The 15445-nt window shown below is 41.7% G+C and carries 12 protein-coding genes; 6 read left to right on the forward strand and 6 right to left on the reverse strand.

Annotation, left to right across the window (positions count from 1 at the left end; all coding sequences use genetic code 11):
- Window positions 1-537: 537 nt before the first annotated feature.
- Window positions 538-1227, forward strand: a complete 690-nt coding sequence (locus FXV91_RS05300; RefSeq protein WP_229389142.1) for an HD domain-containing protein — start codon at window positions 538-540, stop codon at window positions 1225-1227.
- A 103-nt stretch (window positions 1228-1330) separates the two neighbouring features.
- On the forward strand, window positions 1331-2077 hold the full coding sequence (locus FXV91_RS05305) for a 2,3-diphosphoglycerate-dependent phosphoglycerate mutase (protein WP_229389144.1): 747 nt from the start codon (window positions 1331-1333) through the stop codon (window positions 2075-2077).
- Between the two features lie 88 nt (window positions 2078-2165).
- Here FXV91_RS05305 and FXV91_RS05310 read toward each other — a convergent pair whose 3' ends face one another.
- The 3 genes from FXV91_RS05310 to FXV91_RS05320 form a co-directional block, all read right to left on the reverse strand.
- The gene (locus tag FXV91_RS05310; protein WP_229389147.1) at window positions 2166-2786 is read right to left on the reverse strand and encodes a SagB/ThcOx family dehydrogenase; all 621 of its coding nucleotides are present in this window, start codon (window positions 2784-2786) and stop codon (window positions 2166-2168) included.
- A 374-nt stretch (window positions 2787-3160) separates the two neighbouring features.
- Complete coding sequence (locus tag FXV91_RS05315) at window positions 3161-3319, reverse strand: hypothetical protein (RefSeq protein WP_229389150.1); 159 nt, start codon at window positions 3317-3319, stop codon at window positions 3161-3163.
- 529 nt (window positions 3320-3848) lie between these two features.
- A complete protein-coding gene (locus FXV91_RS05320; protein WP_345945475.1) occupies window positions 3849-5909 on the reverse strand; it encodes a PAS domain S-box protein in 2061 nt (686 codons plus the stop codon).
- Window positions 5910-6176: 267 nt separating this feature from the next.
- On the opposite strand from FXV91_RS05320, the gene FXV91_RS05325 reads away from it, so the two are divergent.
- Complete coding sequence (locus tag FXV91_RS05325) at window positions 6177-6407, forward strand: ferredoxin (RefSeq protein ID WP_229389155.1); 231 nt, start codon at window positions 6177-6179, stop codon at window positions 6405-6407.
- Between the two features lie 240 nt (window positions 6408-6647).
- On the opposite strand, the gene FXV91_RS05330 is transcribed toward FXV91_RS05325, so the two are convergent.
- Window positions 6648-7424 carry a winged helix-turn-helix domain-containing protein gene (locus tag FXV91_RS05330; RefSeq protein WP_229389157.1) on the reverse strand — a complete coding sequence of 259 codons (777 nt, stop codon included), beginning with the start codon at window positions 7422-7424 and terminating at the stop codon, window positions 6648-6650.
- A gap of 188 nt (window positions 7425-7612) precedes the next feature.
- On the opposite strand from FXV91_RS05330, the gene FXV91_RS05335 reads away from it, so the two are divergent.
- Window positions 7613-7813 (forward strand): hypothetical protein, encoded by a 201-nt coding sequence (locus FXV91_RS05335; RefSeq protein ID WP_229389159.1) that lies wholly within the window; start codon window positions 7613-7615, stop codon window positions 7811-7813.
- Window positions 7814-8192: 379 nt separating this feature from the next.
- The gene (locus FXV91_RS05340; RefSeq protein WP_229389160.1) at window positions 8193-8630 is read left to right on the forward strand and encodes a CoA-binding protein; all 438 of its coding nucleotides are present in this window, start codon (window positions 8193-8195) and stop codon (window positions 8628-8630) included.
- A 278-nt stretch (window positions 8631-8908) separates the two neighbouring features.
- On the opposite strand, the gene FXV91_RS05345 is transcribed toward FXV91_RS05340, so the two are convergent.
- A complete protein-coding gene (locus FXV91_RS05345) occupies window positions 8909-12730 on the reverse strand; it encodes a VWA domain-containing protein (protein ID WP_229389163.1) in 3822 nt (1273 codons plus the stop codon).
- Between the two features lie 177 nt (window positions 12731-12907).
- The gene (locus tag FXV91_RS05350; protein ID WP_229389166.1) at window positions 12908-13738 is read right to left on the reverse strand and encodes a CbbQ/NirQ/NorQ/GpvN family protein; all 831 of its coding nucleotides are present in this window, start codon (window positions 13736-13738) and stop codon (window positions 12908-12910) included.
- A 916-nt stretch (window positions 13739-14654) separates the two neighbouring features.
- Between FXV91_RS05350 and FXV91_RS05355 the strand changes: the two genes are divergently transcribed.
- Entirely contained in the window at window positions 14655-15152 is a 498-nt protein-coding gene (locus FXV91_RS05355) for an RDD family protein (RefSeq protein WP_229389168.1), read from the forward strand.
- Window positions 15153-15445: the final 293 nt, after the last annotated feature.

The following is a 15445-nucleotide window of genomic DNA, read 5'->3' on the forward strand; positions in this document are numbered from 1 at the left end:
TCAAAAACTTTGACTTTTGACAATCGTATTAGAATTTGTGACTGCGCATTAACAGTTATGCAAGTAATTCTGGCTCAAGAAGTAACCCGGTTCCGTCTGATTCTCTGAGCGAGACAACTGTTAACCGTTTGAATCCCCTCTGTCATGCCCCTTTTTTAACGAAATCTGAATTGTCCGTACAAACGTGAAGAACTTTCTCCGGTAGCCTACAAATATGTTATTCAGTTATGTTATTCAATTATGTTATTCAATTATGTTATTCAATTATGTTATTCAGTTATGTTATTCAGTTATGTTATTCAGTTATGTTATTCAGTTATGTTATTCAGTTATGTTATTCAGTTTTTCCGCCATTATCCCCAAAATAATTCCCTTATCAAGATATATAGTTCTCAAATTTATATGTAATTTTGAAATTTAATTAAAATGATGTTTACAGTTAAGAGAATGTTTACTTTACATCCCGACTGAAAAAAACAAGTTTAAGTTGATCTAACACCATACAGATAAAGAAAAATAACAAAAAAGGGTTTTAATGTGAATTCAGATGATAAACCTTCAGGGAACAAACGGTCCGATGCAGATCCAGGTGGCAAAATTTCAGGGGAGGAGAAGTCCAGAGAAACTTTCGTTCCCGATCCTTTGCCCCTCGAAGCCCTTTACCACAGGTATGGGATTGAACGAAGCCACGCCGACAATGTGGCACGAAATGTGCTCGAGCTTTTTGATATCCTTGCTCCTGTCCACCGTCTTGGCCTTGAATTCCGGAAGCTCTTGGAAATAGCAGCTCTTGTTCATGATGTAGGGGTCGCTACGGACCTTAAAAACCACCATCGGGCAGGAAGAGATATCCTGCTCCTGCACCCGCCTTCGGAGCTGCCTGAACGGCTCTGGCCTGTTGTTGCCTGGACGGCTTTCCTGCACAAAAAGAATATCGGAGAAAAAAAGCTCAGTAGACTTAATGAGAAAAGCTTCGGAAACATGCCTGAAGACCTGCAGGAACTTACCCTGAAAGTTGCTGCCCTTGTCAGGCTTGCCGATGCCCTGGACTACAGCAGGATGGAGAGCAGGCTCGGAAAAGTCACATCCGGGAAAAAAAGTTTCAGGTTTGAAATAGAAGGTGAGGGAGCTGCAATTGATGCGGAAAGAATGGACAAGAAAGGGGATCTCTGGCATCTGCTCTACGATACGGAACTTGAGTTCAGGCCCCAATCGCATAAATCATGAGTATTTAAATCAAAGAGTCACGCCTTAAAGTCATACTTTAAAACCATAACTTAAAGCCACTTTTTAAAAAATAAGCATTAATTCCTGGGATTGGAAGATCTGGATGAGTTACCTGATACTTGTACGACATGGGGAATCCGGCTGGAACGTTGACGGCAGATTTGGAGGCTGGGTTGACGTCCCACTAACAGGGAAAGGGATAGAAGAATCCCTGCTCTGTGCTGCCGAAATTGAAAAGATCGGGCTGGACCTTGCTTTTACTTCAAAGCTGGTCCGGGCGCAGGAAACCCTCTTTCTTATCCTCTCTAAGCAGAAGAAGATCGGAGTCTTTGTCCATGAAGCAGCCGGCTCAGAGGAGGACAGGGCAGAAAGCGGAGCCGAAGCCGGGATGGACAAAAAAGAAAACCAGTATTCATATCCCCCGAAAACCGAAAAAAACCTGATCCCGATCTATTCCAGTGAAGCCTTAAATGAGCGTTATTACGGGATATTGCAGGGAAGGAAAAAGGACAAAATGAAAGAGAAATACGGGGAAGAACAGATCCTTCACTGGTGCCGGAGTTACGACGAAGGGCCTCCTGAAGGAGAGAGCCTCAAAGACATCTATAGACGTGCAGTCCCGTATTTCGAAAGGGAGATATCCCCTCCCCTTCGGGAAGGAAAAAATGTAATAGTCTGTGCCCATCAGAACAGCTTGAGAGCGCTGATTAAGCATATCGAAGGAATTTCCAATGAAGACATCCGCAAAGTAAGACTGGCAAATGCAAGGCCCGTAATCTACACACTTTTCGGAGGCGGGCTGGTCAGGGAAAATGCTGAAATGGATCCGTCGGTGAAAAGGGACTTCTGAACTCTCTTTGAGCTCTTGCTGAGTTCTTTTTTTAGAGCCCCCCTGATTCTTGCCGGAAAAGCATTTACAGGCATCTATTTTCAGGCATTTATATGTAGCCAAGCGGCAGAATATAAAGAGGCTCTTCATTTGCAGGTAGTTTAAGGACTTTTTTTACCTCTTCATCGTCAAAAGCCCCTACGGCACAGGTGCCTATCCCGAGTTCCACGCCCAGCAGGTAAACGTTCTGGGCTGCGTGTCCGGCTTCCATATCTGCGTAACGGATGCCTCTTTTTCCGTATTTGCTCGTTATACGCGGGTAGACTGCGGAGATTATAAGTGAGACGGGAGCCTGTCTGACCATAGGCTGGGAAAGGGCTGCTCTTGAGAGCCTTTCTCTCATATCGCCAGGGATTTCCTGCGTAAGGGTATGTTCTTCTGCAATGTACCTGTAAATTCCGGGCTCAAACCCATTTCCCTCTCCGATAACAGCGTGGATCTCAAGGGGATAAAGCGCACCTGCAGAAGGAGATGTCCTTAACCCTTCCTTTGAACTTATCCCCTGGGCTGCCCAGAGAAAACGGGAAATTACCGTTTCGGACAGGTCTCTTTCAGCATATCTACGTACTGATCTTCGCTTTGCAAGCAGTTCTTCGATCCGATTGCCTGAAATTCCCGGTTCAGGCAGCTTAACCCTCATAGGCAGGTCTGCAGGATTCCTGTTTACCATGATTATTCCCCCACAACAATTCTTTTTCAGATGTGATGTACTTTGTTTTAAGCTAATTCGGTACTTTAAGCTAAACTCAATACTTAGATAGTATCAGATGGCGGGTTATCAGACAAGTCGTTTTATGCTTCCTATTTAATAAAAAACCGCCTGCAATTAAATATGTTTTCCGGAAGGCGTTATAAGCCATCTTGAAGTCTATTTTCAGGCTGGAAAGTGAACTATTTTTAGGCTGGAAAGTGAACTATTTTTAGGCTGGAAAGTGAACTATTTTTAGGCTGGAAAATGAACTCAAAAATACAGCTCCAGTGCCGGTAAAGGCGAAAATTGCTGAAAAACATGCTGCTCAAAGGAGCGTTTATTAAAAAGAGAATTCAAAGCTTTTCGGCTGCACACCAGGGCCGGGTTTGTGGTGTGGTAGATATGTTAGATGTGGTAGATATTTTGATGTGGTAGATGCGGTGGTAGATAAATGGTTCTTTTGGGCATTTACGCGCCCGGCCCTGTGGAATGCAGTTTATGGTTCCAGACATGTTGGTGCGTTTTAGTCTGTTTGAATCTATTCGCGTAAGTACAATATGTGTTCCCTATCAGGGTTCACACAATTAGGAACCAACGTACTGGTGTAAGCTGTTCTGGATTTACAACTCACCAGCTTATAATATATTTCTCGTGGTTTTAACTCTCTCCAAACAGGAGAATTTCGGAAGACATATATAGGTGAAAAAAACGAAAGTTTCAAATCCGTTCATATGAAATAACTTTTAATTTAAACCTTTTTTTGAATTTATCTTAAATATCTTTATCAATCGACGTTATACCCTGAGATACTGTTAGATCGTTGCATGAGATAACTTTATATACATGTTTTTTGAAAATGAAACTTATCGTATATGTCGTTTCTCTGCTTGAAAAAGGAATAGGCTATTTTTAGATCTATCATCCACTTAGCGAGAGAAAAAAATAAAAAAAATTGATATATAATTTTATTGGTTAAAACCTGAAGAAATCCATCAGATTAGATTTATTTTGTTCTGTTCCTTTTTCTGTTCCTTTTGTCCCTTATTCTGTAAGCCTGGGGCGTGCGAGAGCGATAAGGACTTCCTGTCCCTTCCATGAACCTCTACTGAATCTGGTCTCGGCAAAAATCTCAGCCCCTTCCCTGCTAACAAAGGGCACGCTGTACAGGGAAGTTTTTCCTTCGAGGATTTCAGAAAAATTTTTTGCGGCTTCGAGTACCCGGTTCTGAGGGTGGAAAGAAAGTATATTCTTTCCAAGGAGTTCTTTCTCAGTATAAGCAAGGTGCTTGCGGAAAGCAGGATTGGAATGGAGAATGCAGCCTTCGTAATTCACAATAAAAAGAAAATCCTTTATGCTCTTAAAAAGCCCCTGAAAATCGCTGCTGGTTTGATGGAGCTCTGCTTTTTCCCTTATTCTGCCGATTTCGTTTCCGAGTTCAAGGGCAATGGTTTCAAGCTGTTTTCTGGAAGTTTCGGAGATTTCATCTGCTTTATGGGAACTGAGCTGAATGACTGCAGCAAAGCGACCACCTGAGAATACAGGGATAAAAGCAGCTGCTCGAAGCTTTTCTTCAGGTGGAGTCTCAAGAGAAGCCATATTTTTAATCTCAAAATAATGTCTGTAAACAGGTTTCCCTATCCTGAGCAGGTTTGCCAGCCCCTGAGCTTTCCCAAAACCGGACGCCGCTTTCACAAAAGCAGGAGATAACCCCTTGCAGGTTTTTAACCTCAGTTCGTTACTGCCTTCATCCATAAGATAGATGCATCCAGAATCCAGAGGCTCGACCTCAAGAGCGAGATCAAGGAGCTGCCTTAAAATTTCCTGAATTTCATCTGTAGAAGCAAGGGCATTTCCGGCATCGCGGCGGAGACGCAGGAAGTCAGAGCTTTGCCTCTTTTCAGTAACATCAATAACTGTTCCGTACAGGTAATCAATATCTCCTTTTTCATCGGAATGGATAAAAGTCTGCTCATTCACCCAGCGGACCTCTCCCGAAGCCGTGAGGATCCTGTATTCCTGGAAAAAGTCGTTTCTACCTTCATTATAATTCCTGAACAGGTTATCCCTTACCTTTTCAATATCAAGGGGATGGATAATGTTTTCATATGTGAGTTCTCCTGAGGTAAAGGCTCCTGCAGGATATCCGAAAATGATTACGTTTTCAGTTATAAATTCCACAGGTCGCTTTTCCCTGGGGCTGCTCAAAAAAACGACTAAAGGGCTGCTGCTTATAATTAATTCCAGGACTTTGTTCACTTTTAGTAAATGCGAGATATCTCTTTTTATTTTCTTTTCCGCGCTGATATCTCTTGCAACTATAAGAACAGTATTTTTGCCCTCGTAATCCATTACATGGGCTTCCACTTCTACCGGGATAGAGATGCCGTCTTTTTTCAGATAGGTAGTCTCAAAAGTAATTTTCCCTTCCTGGTATATTTTCTTAACCTGCCTGGAAAACTGGTTCCCATACCTGGTGTCGATGTTTGCCGGAGCAAGCTTAAGGAGTTCTTCTCTGCTGTATCCCAGACCCGTGCACGCTCCTTCATTTACTTCCAGGAATTTTCCATTTCTATCCAGGATAATTATGATACTGTTGTTTGAGTTGAGCAGAGAGTTGAACTTCTGCTCCTCCTGCTCCAGTTTTTCTGCAAGCTCTCTACGAGTGGTAATGTCCGAAACAATCCCGAAGTAGCGGCTTATCCTGCCGTTTTTTCCATACTGGATGAGAGTCCTATCCTCAACACGGCGAACGTTTCCGTTCTTTGTGAGGACCCTATATTCCAGAGTGTAATCCTTAATTCCCCTTTCAGAATTGCTTATGACCCCGAAATTAAAAGCTTCAAGGTCTTCAGGGTGGACTATGTCAACATATAGAATTTTTCCAGTCTTAAACTCAGCAGGCTCATACCCAAGAAATGAAACGTTTGCAGAAGCAAACTCTACCGGAAAGCCGGCTTCGGCTTTTCTTATGAAGATGACCTGTGGAATACTTTCGAGGAAGATTTTCAATTCTTCTTTAGATTCAAAAAAGTCGGGCAGCTCCTTTTCAGGATGCCCTTTTCCCGTGAACTTGCTCTGAAGGCTCTTTTCCGTAATACTGATCCCCTGTTAAAATTAATATAGGCTGATATTTATATCTTTGGTTTATTTATAAAACTGTTTATTATAATAAATGTGTCTATTAATAAAACTTTCTTTTCATTACAGGAAAAAGATATCCGAAGACGGTGTCATTTAAAGGCAATTTAGTTGAATATAAGGAATATGATTGAACCTTAAGGCTTGAAAGAGTATTTTGAATGTTAAGTTATATATAAAAATCCCCTAATTACTCTTATTGTGGGATAAACACAATAGGGAGAGTGAAATATGGCTGATAAGACAGATAAAGTTGCTGAAAATGTTCCCGGACCTTATTATTGTGACTACGAATGTATCGCATGCCACCTATGTGTGGATACGTCACCAGAGAACTTTAAAATGACTGATGATGATTCCAATGCTTATGTATATAAGCAGCCGGAAAATGATGAGGAAAAGCAAGCCTGTGAGGAGGCACTGGAAGCCTGTCCGGTTGATGCAATTGGCAACGATGGCTAAACTGGCCTGTTCCATTTAAGCTTATTTCTTTAACTTTTTCCTATTCGCCTTTCCTGAATGGAGAAAGTTAACTTATCTATTATCTATCTACAGGTTTTTTACGTTTTTAATTTTCTATGTTTTTAATTTTCTACGTTTTGGTTTTATACAGATTTTATACCGCGATTTTTATACTACAGTTTTTATGCATAGGTTTGTATGCGCTGCATTATATCCTTTATTTCATATCCTCATAATCCTTTATTCTATCAGCCCGATTTCTGAATAGATCCTGGAGAGTCCCTGAAGGGTTGAGTATCCTTTTCTTGTGATGATATAGTCTCCCCTCTCACTACGCTGTAAAACCATGCCCGTATCAAGCAGTTTCTGCAGGTGGAATAAAAGGTTTCCGCCGCGAAGCCCGGTGAGTTTGGAAAGCTCAGAGAAGGTCTTGTTTTCTCCCGAAAGGGCTTTTAGCATAACGAGGCGCTGTTTGTTTGCAATAGGTTCGCAGACCTCAGAAACTATCCTGTCAGGCTCGATTGCACTTATGTCGCCTTTTTCGTCCTTTTCTTCCCTGTCTTCATAGATCTGGAGGGAGCGCATGAGTTTTACCTGTTTTTCAAAAAGATTGCTGGCTTCTGAAAAGCACCTGCTGCACTGAGGTTTTTTTGCTTCCTTCTTTAATTCCTCAAGCCTGTCCCTGTGCAATCTGACAGTCCCGGCATCAACCTTCGCTCTGCCAACAAGCCCTGCTGTTTCCTGTAAAATCTCTTTGAATGCAACTTCACAGAACTCCCTCATCCCGCAGTCCCTGGTCATCTGGCTGTGCATCCTTTCGTTTGCGTCCTCGCAAAGATAGTCCACCATGGGTTTCATGAAGTTTTTCCTCATTTCTACCAGCATCCCTTCAATATGCTGCTGGTTTGACCTCTGCAAAAACCTCGAGAACTCATTCCTCAGGGACGTTACCTCTTCCTTAATGGAATGCAATTCTTCCCTGTAGTAAATGTCAGTATCTGCCTGTGTCGTCTCCATTCCTATCAATCTCTGAACCTGTAAAAAACCTGCTTTTGTTTAATTTGAGATATTTTAGTTAAAGGTTACTCTGGTTTGCTATCATTTTTGTATTAAGGGTCATTTTTCTGTACTATCAGAAAGTTGTGCATAATTCTGACGCTCAAGTATATAAATATATACAGCTTTTAAGAGTCCGGTGATAATGAATGGAATTACAGGACATAAACAACTTCGTACAGACCGCAAATGAAGAACAGCTCAAAGCCTTCGGATTCCTTGGACAGTGGATGATGGAAAACGTCCCTAAATACTGCACCTGTGCCTCAAAGTGCAACCAGAACTGTGAGCTTGCAAAGGCACTGGGCGGAGCACTCCAGACTGCCGGGCAAAGACTTCAGGGACAGTAAGCGGGTTCTGTCAGAATCCTGCTGCCCCTTCATTTTTTATTTTTCGGTTTTGAGGCATTTATAATTTCACTGGTGCATTTAGAGCCTATCCGAAAAGTGGTTACATGCTATAACTTTTACAATATGCAATATGCAAAACCGGAACGGATACTCTGACATTATAGACCTATTGTGACTTTTCAACATGCATTACTGACTTTTCGGATAGGCTCTTACTCCGTTTTGTATCATTTTACGCTATCTTCCACCATTTTACACTATTTTCAAATCAAATCTGTCACACAGGCCGGGCATACAGACCCGGGAATACAACATATTAATAACTTGTAAGATATATTTTAATATACGAATATAATTATTAAATAAAGGGGAATTTAAAATGGAACCAACAGCTTCAGATTGGGAGAACTTCTGGAACGCAAACACTTTTGCAGTAATTACTGACAATACAAAGCCAGCCATGAAATGGGCTGCTTCAGAACTCAAAAAGAGGGGCAGGAAAGTATACGTTGTTGACTTATCCGATAAACCTGAGCCCGGCTCCCTGAAAAATGTCTCCGAACTTCCGGGCGGCCTTGACCGCGCCATCGTCGGGATAACGAAATCCGAGCCTGGCGACCTGATCCCTGCCCTGAAAGAAAAAGGCGCAAAAAAAGTCTGGATCCACTGGAAAACAGAAACCGAAAAAGCTCTCAGTGCCTGCGAAGAAGAGAATCTTGAATACCTGGCAGGGCGCTGCCCTATGATATATCTGGGAAGCGGGTTAAGTATACATGGAATGCACAGGACGATTGCGAAGATGACGGGGAATTATTGAAAAAAGGTGGGAAAAAACAGGAAAATACTCTACCCTAAGAATCTTAATGCAAATTCTACTAGCAGAAGGTAATATTTATTTTTATCCCATTTTAGCCCGTTTATTTTCTATTTTACTCACTTATTTTCTATTCTACTCACCTATTTTCTATTTTACTTACTTATTTTCTATTTTACTCACTTATTTTCCATTTAGACTTTAAGTTCCTGAATAATTTGTTCTATTTTCTTAAAATGTGATTGAGCGGGACTGGATTTCCTGTTAGGTTCCGGTTTTCGTCAGGTAGTTATTCGCTTATAAAGTAAAGGAAGCCTCTCCGGGAGTATCTGTGCATCATCAATTATCGTGTACCCGGTATCAGAGAATATGTTATCAAGATAGTCTCCGGGATTGTTATCAACAGTAATGCAAAAAAAATGAATTCCGCGGGCATTTCCTTCCCGGATGGCAGTCTTTGTATCTTCTTCAGCAAGTTTTCCCTGATATGCTCCCTCTCCATAGCAGGTATCATAAGGTTCACCGTCTGATAGCAAAATAAGAATCTTTGTTCTAGCATCGACCTGTTCCAGTTTTTCGATGGAATGGCGGATTGCAGGCCCAAGTCTTGTGTTAGCTACCGGTTCTAGCAGGCTTATCCTTTGCTCCACACTCGCTGACAGCTCTTCACCGAACTCTTTTATGATGTAATATTCCACATCTTCTTTTGTATGGCCGGAAAATGCATAAATTGCGTATTTGTCTCCTATGTTTTCAAGGGCCTGGACCATTATTACCAGCGCATCCTTTTCAATGTTTATTATACTCCTTTCCCCAATACTCCTTCTTTCCCCAATACTCCTTCTTTCCTCAACACTCCTTCTTTCCTCAACACTTCTTCCTTCTCCACAAAGCCTTTTTCGGGTCGAGGCGCTCACATCTACGAGGAAAAGGGTAGCAACATCCCTTTTGCGTTTATCCCATCTCACATAAAGTTTCTCATCAGGGTTAATTCCACACCTTCTTTCTATCAAAGCATCTGAAAAAGCATCGATATCGATCTCCGTACCGTCTGTCTGCCCTTTCAATTTTTGAAACGACTCCGGTTTCATTCTGCTGAAAACACTTTTTATGAGATCAATCTCGTTGCGATAACGCTCGGAAGCATCCCTGTAATATTCACCTGACCCTCCGGCAGGTTCTATTTCGTGTACAGCGCACCAGTCTGACTTATAATCGTTCATAGCATAATCCCATTCGTCATACCTGTAACTGCCAAGGACCTTCCAGTTTTTATCCGTCGCATACGCAGGCTTCGGTTTTGCTTTTTCCCCATGTGTTTTCTCGTTTACGGGCCGTTCTTCTTCAGCTGCAGGTTTGTCCTCACTTTCAGGGATAAATTTCTTAATTATATTTTCATGAGATTTTGTGCTCAGAGTATCCTTTACACCGAAAGAACCAAAACCCACACCCCGGTATTCGATATTTTGTATTGTCTCGTATTTCCGGTGCCCCAGTGAGCCCAGAAAGTCTTCAAGCATAATGTATATGTCAAAAGTAGCTTCCAGAGAGGTCAAAGTTGACGAATCAGGCTGTAAAACCTGGTTCCGCAAAATATCATGAATTTTATCGAGAAGGAACCCGGTCTCTTCCGTAAGCTTAAAAAGCGGTTTGTGAAGGGATGAAAGCCACAGTAGGGCTTCCATAAGCTTTTCAAGGTCCCCTTCCGGGACAGGTCTTGTCAGGAGCATCCGGGACCTTACAGATTCAAGGTCCGAACGCAAGCCCCTATAAAGGTCCATTATCAGGTACTCAACCCTTGCGTCTTCCAGAATGCCAAGTATGCTTGCTGCCAGGACCCTGTTTGGGAACATCGCTATTATGGTTGAGATATCCATTATGTCCTTCGACAGCCGAATATTGTCTGAAAGCAGAATATCTTCTGAGAGCAGGTCGCTTCTTTCAGCTCCGTATTTTTCATTTATTGCTGTTAGCAATTCGCACACGGCTTTCGAAGAAATCTTTGAAGAACTGAACAGAGCATGGCCTACCTCATGCATGACACTTAACTTGTATATCTTGAAATTATTCTCAAAATTGCCATACCTGTTGATTCTCGGTTCAAGATAGATTGTCCTGCCTGATATAACAGGGTTTAAAGAACCGGTTTTATTGGTCTCATTATAACCCGGAAGCTCTTTTTTTGACCGTATCTTAAAACCGGTACCTGAAAGCCCCATTGCATAATACCTGAGGATATTTGCAACTTTCTTAAGGGCAACACTTCCTGTAAGTTCATCAATGAAATCTTTTGAACTTCTGGACTTTAAGGAGAAGTAGGGCCTGCCAGGAAAAATGTTACCTTCAGAAATCTCAAGCCCTTTCAGTGCCCACTCTTCCAGTTCGAGAACATCAAGGTCAGTCAGGAGCGCAGGGGAGTAAGTAAAGTAATCCACAGCGAGATTTCTATCCGAATCATAAACTTTTATCCCGGTATCTACCCATTTCCTGATGTCTCTGTGTCCTATTTTTTCAACAACTTCCGGGAGGCTCTCGAAAAATTTTCCTGCAAGAAGCCAGTCTTTTTCGAGCAGTGACTGCGCTATTTCGAATATTTCTCCATGATATGAAGGGGGTATTTTCCTGAAGGAAACAACCGAGTTTTTGAAATATCCCGAACCAAGGCTGGAACTCTCTTTTGATATTCTGGATCCTGTGTCCACCCAATCTTTAAATTTGCTGCCTGAAAATAACCTGAGAGCAGCAGGAGAGTATTCAAAGTAACTGCCAGTGCAGTCTGGATTTATAAGCGCAAGTTCGACTCCAACATCAAGTAAATATTCCCTTTCCTCACTATTAATAGTTTTAAGACGTTTTTCCAGGTCCCCAAAACTGCTCTCATAAAACCTCTCAAAAGCCTGTTTTTCGGATGAGAGGGAAAGTATCCCCTTTTCAGCCCATTGTTGAAGCTCACTGATATTAAGGTATAAAAGGACACCCGGACTCCTGTCCAGGAAGCTAACAGCTGCATCAACATTTATTTTTGCTATTTCTTTAGCTGTTGATACCCAGGTTCCAAAACCCATATCATCCAGTTTTGCCATTGCTGCAGGCGTATGCTTGAATAGCGCCAGTGCAACGGCAGTTTCGTCCGCATGATCTACACAGCCTGCGCAGCCTGCAAATTCATTTAATGCTGTTAGAAGCTCTTTTCGTCTTCGAGGCGGAATAGCTGAAAATACATCTTTTGATGCAGCCAGGATATCGATAGCTACTATCCACTGCACATTGAGCAGGCAGTCAATTATGCTGTAAAATATCCTGAAATCCTCAGGGGAAAAGAGAGCCAGCATATCCGGAAGGCGTTCAAAATATGCCTCTGCAACCTTTGCATTTGAGCCGGCAAATTTCTCTCCGAGCCTTATAAATTCTTTAAAGTTTTCCAGGTCCCTGGTGTCAATGGAAGTATTAGTTGAAGTATCAGCAGAAACGTCGGTGGAAGTACCGGTGGAAATATTAGCGAGGATATCCGTGGAAGTGGGAATATTAGTGGGAATATTAGTGGGAATATTAGTGGGAATATTAGTGGAAATAGGAATATCTGTGGAAGTGGAGATATCAGTGTTAAGGGAAGTGGAGGTCACTATACTGGCAGTGTGACTAAAGTAAGCTATTGCAAGCCGGTTGTTTTTTTCAGCGAGCGATGCCCCGATTTCCGTCCATTTTTCTAAAAGAGGAAGCCCTTTTTGACCTTTTTTCTTTAGGATCACAACCGAGGAGTCAAAGAACCCTTCAAAGCAGGAAAAGCTTAATTCTGAGGCTTTGCTGGCAATTGAAAGCCATTTACGGAAGTCGTGGTTTTCACGGTTTGTCCGGTCTTTTTGAGCTGTCCGGTCTTTTTGAGCTGTCCGGTCTTTTTGAGCTGTCTGATCGATCTGATCTGCCAGTTCTGTCTGTTCCGTTGTTAGTTTTGTGAGTTTATAGACCACGGGTGCCGTTCTGATGTAAGCTGCCTGAACCCTTTTTCCTTTTTTTGTGATGAATTTTCCGGGATGAAGTACTGTTTCCAGTTCAGCCCTGTCAAATTCTACTAATTGTTCCGCAGCCACAGAAATATCTTTCACATCAAGTTTCGGAAAATTTGACTTTATCAGTGCAGAGAGTTCTTTGTGGGACAATTCGTCCTGAAGGTGTTCTTGAAAGCCTTTTTGAAAGTCTTCATGAAATCCTTCATGAAATCCTTCATGAAATCCTTCCTGCGATAGTTTATCGTGTTTTTTGATATCCAGGGGCAGTGGTTATCACTCCATAATTGCAGAGATTATCTCATCAAGGCTGACCTGCAGGTCCGGATTGTCCGTAATCGGCCTGACCATTGCTATCTGGCATGCTTTTTTAGGTTCTATACCTTCCCGGATTAATTTTCCGGCATAGATCAACAGCCGTGTGCTAACCCCTTCTTCAAGCCCATGATGCTTAAAATTCCTTATACGCGAGCCGATTTCTACAAGATACTTCGCCATTTCCTGTCCGACCCCGCTTTCATGTGCAACTATCTGCATCTCAAGCTCTGCAGGCGGGTAATCGAAATCAATGGAAATAAACCTCTGGCGCGTACTCTGTTTCATATCTTTTACAACACTCTGATAGCCCGGGTTATAAGAAACTACAAGCATAAACTCGGCAGGCGCCTTCATTACCACACCCAGCTTATCAACCGGGATTATGCGCCTGTCATCGGTAAGCGGATGAATAACCACAATTGTGTCTTTTCGGGCTTCAACAACCTCATCAAGATAACATATCGCACCACTCTTAACTGCTTTTGTAAGAGGTCCATCACTCCATTCAATGGATTCTCCCTTTATCAAAAACCTCCCCACGAGGTCGGTGGCAGTAAGGTCCTCATGGCATGCAACAGTTATCAGAGGCCGCTTCAGCCTGTAAGCCATATATTCCATGAAACGTGTCTTACCACACCCTGTAGGCCCTTTCAGGTTGACTGGCAGCAAATTCTTATAGGCTGCTATAAAAATCTCCACTTCGTTTCCAACCGGAATGTAATATGGCTCTTTTTCAACAAAATATTCTTCCAGAGGTATCTCTTTGAACAACTGGCATTTATTGTCCATATTTTTCTCCCATCTGATGCAGGTCTTTTATATATTTCATTGGATATATTTTCTTTGATGGGTTTTCTTTTATGGGTTGCTTTGACAGATTTCAATAGCCATGGCAAAAATATCCATTTATTGACCTTTCTGACTAACCGATACCTGACTTGTTAAGAAATATTTTTTAACTTCACGCTAGCCCCGACCACACTGTCCTCGCCGTTACAAAAACCGAATTTTGGGACCTGATCCCCGTTCTGAAAGAAAAATGCATAAACAAAATCTGGCTGCACTTGAATGAATAAATCGAAAAAACCCCTGGTGTCTGCAGGGAAGGAGGTATCAGAAATATGATCGGGTAATGCCCTAGGACATACCTCGGAAATGAGCTAAGTATAAGGGATGTACAGGACGATTGCAAAGATGACCGGGAAGTATTGAAAAAAAGTATGAGTTTTATTCGCTATTCAGAACCTCTCTGTGTTCACTATTTCAAACCCGTTCCCTATCCCCGTTCGCACAGTGAACGGCTTTCTCTTAAATCAAATTAAATAAGTAATATATACACGGGTTATGTGAACGTCAGCGATTTAATACTTAAAACAAATTTCACTTTTCTTTCATTTTAGCTTTAGAGCCTGAATATTTTGTTCAACTATCTTAAAGTATGAATGAGTAGTACCAAGTTTACTTTTAAATGTTCTGAGGGAGCCAGAGAGTTCTTTTAGGATTAAGAAAAGACATTCGGGGAATTTGTTTACTCTCAGAAAGAAAAACACTCTCTAAAACTCAACCAAAATATTTTTAACCTTTCCCGGTTGCATAGTTACTACGCATTAAAAAAATTATAGAAACGGGGGAATGGTTTAATACGAAAACGGTTAGTGTTACCGGTGAGAGCGGTAAGTATTTTGAATGTGTGAATGAAGAAAAAATGATTGAAGAAGCTCGTCTGGGAGACATCTGGAAAAGATGTGCAGCTTATATTTTTGATATCCTCTTAGTAAATTTGTTTGTATTTATTATCCTGATTGCATTTACGGTAACTAACAGTCCTCTGGCTAAGATATACGGTATTGCCTTTGCAAACCTTGCGATCTTTGCTTATTTTGTTTACTTTGAAAGTTCTCAGGCACAGGCAACACCCGGAAAAAAGTGGATGAACCTGAAAGTGGTCGACTTTGAGGAGAAGAGGATCTCTTTCCTGAGGGCATTTTTCAGATATTTTGCAAGAGGGATGTCGGGTCTTGTTCTGGTAGTCGTGGATATAGCTGCTAACGGAACGGGCATAATTAATCAACACCTGGGATGGTATTTCCTCATACCAGTCGTAACATACGCTCCTGTTCTCTTTATGGATATGAGGCAGGGAGTTCACGATGTAATGGCAGGAACTGTTGTCGTTAAAGGTTCTACGGAGGATAAGGAGTGATTTATTGCCTGTGATCCCTTATCGCCTGGTTTTCGGCAAACTGCATGTTTTTCAATAAATCTGTATCTTTGACAGGTTTCTTTTTCTTTTTTTATTCTTTTTTAAAAGGCCACCAGACAAGCTGGCGGAGGCGTTTGTATTTATCTGCGGATTTAAAATCGGTCTTAGGTTAAGGAAATAATTACCTCAGACCAGAAGATGTTTTTTTTCAATATCTAAAGGTTACACTTATTGTATCTTTGTATCTTAATTGCGGTTTAATTGAGGTATCGGTTTGCTGATTGTTTTTTTTC

Origin of the sequence: Methanosarcina sp. DH2 (assembly GCF_020804225.1) — an archaeon.
Classification (GTDB): Archaea; Halobacteriota; Methanosarcinia; order Methanosarcinales; family Methanosarcinaceae; genus Methanosarcina.